Genomic DNA, 2,315 nt, shown 5'->3' with positions numbered 1-2,315 from the left:
CAGCGGGTGATTGAGAACTATGAGGTCTACAAGGCACGGTTGGGTCAGCCGAGCGACATCGTCCGCGACCTGACCTACGGCCGTTCCTCCTGATTGGCGGATATCGTCGGCCTCGCTAAGCTGATCCTGCGGCAACAGGAGCGGCGAGCGTGGAGACAGCAGCAAACGATGGCTTTCGGGCGACACCCTACCAGAGCGATGACGGGCTGACGCTGTACGCCCGGGATTATGGTGGCCCAGAGATCGCGGACCGGCTGCCGGTGATCTGCCTGCCCGGACTGACACGGAACGCGCGCGACTTTCACACCTTGGCGCTGTTGCTGTCGACAGACCCGGCGACGCCGAGACGCGTCGTCACGATCGACTATCGTGGGCGAGGCCAGTCCGATTGGGACGCCAACAAGGCGAACTACAACCTCGGCATCGAAGCGCGCGATGTGGTCTCGGCCTGCCAACATCTCAAGATCGAGCGCGGCATCTTCATCGGCACCTCGCGCGGCGGGCTGATTCTGCATCTGCTGGCGCACATGAGGCCAGATCTGATTGCAGCGGTCATCCTCAACGATATCGGACCGAAGATAGAAGCCAACGGCCTCAAGCGCATCCGCGATTATCTCAATGCCGCGACGCCACCGCACTCCTGGCCGGAGGCGGTCGCCTTCCTCAAGGCCTGCCATATCAGATACTTCCCTGCCCTGCAGGAGGAGGACTGGCGCGAGATGGCCGCTGCAATCTATCGGGATATCAACGGGAAGCCGGTGGCAGACTTCGATCCGGCCATCGCCACACAGCTGCTGGCGATCGACTTCGCTCAGCCACTGCCGGATCTCTGGCCGTATTTTGACGAACTGGCCAAGGTGCCAATACTCGTCGTCAAGGGAGAACACTCGGATCTGATCGCCGACAAGACGGTCGATGAGATGAAAGCCCGGTGTTCGTCTCTTTCGACGCTGGAGGCACTCGGCCAAGGCCACGCGCCATTGCTGCATCTTGAATCAGTGTTTCCGCGGACAAGGCTTTTCATCTCGGATGTGCCCTAGTTCTCAGCCAGTTCACTTGAGCGGCATCCAAAAACACAAAAAAGCCCGGCTCGAAAGCCGGGCTCTCCTGATTGACCGAAGTCAGACCAGATTAGAATGCACGCTGCAGACGGAAGTAGCCGGTCGTGACGTCGTCGACGTTGTCGCCGTCGAGGTACTGGACCGAAGCCTTGGCGTAGAAGTTCTCGGTGATCTGGTAATCAACCGTCAGACCAACCTTCCAGGCGTCGTCGTTCGAGAAGTCGTCCGAGGCACCATCGTCTTCGTTGTAGTTGAAGAAGTACTGAGCACCGGGGGTGATCTTCAGCTTGTCGGTCGCCTGGATGGCATACTCAGCTGCAATCGTCCACTCGGAAGCGTCGTAGTAGGAGTTCTGGCCAGAAGCCCAGACTGCTGCGAGGCCGAGCGTGCCCGGACCGATAGCAACCGTACCCATACCACGGATCGCACCTTCTTCGTTGTCGGTGTCATAGCCACCGATAACCTGGTAGGTGAAGGCGCCAGCCTTGCCACCTAGACCGAGAGCAACACCAACGTTGTTCGGGACTTCGGAACCGTCCTGCGGGAAGTGACCGTCTTCCAGCTCGTCAACCGAGATACCAGCGTAGAAGTCGCCAGACTCATACTGATAACGGATGGAGTTATGCAGCGTCTCATGCGATGCGAGAACGTCGGTTTCGCCAGACAGACCGTCATCCCACCAGCTGTAGAACAGACCAGCGCGGAAGCCGGCGATGTCGATGTAAGCCGAGTCGAGGATTGCGTTCTGGTAAGCAGCAGAGTCACCATTGTGCTGCAGAACGATCACGCCGGTGAGCGGGCCGTACTCGGTGTCGCTCTTGGCCGTGAACTGAACCTGACCGCGCGTGAACGCATCCCAGTCAGACGTGCCGCCAATGTTGCCGCTCGCGCCCTTGTTAACCTGGTCGGGACCAACGTCAACCTGGAAACGGATGTAACCTTCAATCTTCAGGCAGGTTTCCGTGCCCGGGATGTAGAAGTAGCCAGTGCCGTAAGCGTCGCAGACGCGAACGTATTCAACCGGTTCCGGCTCAGCAGCAACGATAGCGTCAGCAGCCTGAGCACCGGAAACTACTGCGAGAGCAGCAGCGGAGCCGAGAAGAAGGCTCTTGATGTTCATATTGACCTCCAATTCAAAGTTTCGATCGGGTCTGGGTTTTTCGCCGTTAGAGCAGCGTTCCCTGCCCCATCCCCATGTTTCAAGAAGTCGGACGATCAACCGCCCTCGCTTCCGAGGTTGAAAATACAAGACCG

General features: G+C 58.8%; 2 protein-coding genes. One reads left to right on the top strand and one right to left on the bottom strand.

Annotated features, from left to right (window positions below; translation table 11 throughout):
- The first annotated feature begins 149 nt into the window (after nucleotides 1–149).
- Complete coding sequence (locus tag FHX16_RS31360; RefSeq protein WP_259132236.1) at nucleotides 150–1,040, top strand: alpha/beta fold hydrolase; 891 nt, start codon at nucleotides 150–152, stop codon at nucleotides 1,038–1,040.
- Nucleotides 1,041–1,131: 91 nt separating this feature from the next.
- On the opposite strand, the gene FHX16_RS31355 is transcribed toward FHX16_RS31360, so the two are convergent.
- Nucleotides 1,132–2,181, bottom strand: coding sequence for a porin (locus FHX16_RS31355; protein ID WP_259132234.1), 1,050 nt, complete (start codon nucleotides 2,179–2,181; stop codon nucleotides 1,132–1,134).
- Between the last annotated feature and the right edge of the window lie 134 nt (nucleotides 2,182–2,315).

Source organism: Rhizobium sp. BK661 (assembly GCF_024808825.1).
In the GTDB taxonomy this organism is placed as follows: domain Bacteria; phylum Pseudomonadota; class Alphaproteobacteria; order Rhizobiales; family Rhizobiaceae; genus Rhizobium.
The sequence above is the reverse complement of the archived record's forward strand: the minus strand, read 5'-3'. Positions and strand labels throughout refer to the sequence as shown.

Coding starts and splice junctions, on each gene's coding strand:
- FHX16_RS31355 (WP_259132234.1), bottom strand. CDS start 2,181: ATGAACATCAAGAGCCTTCTTCTCGGCTCCGCTGCTGCTCTCGCAGTA.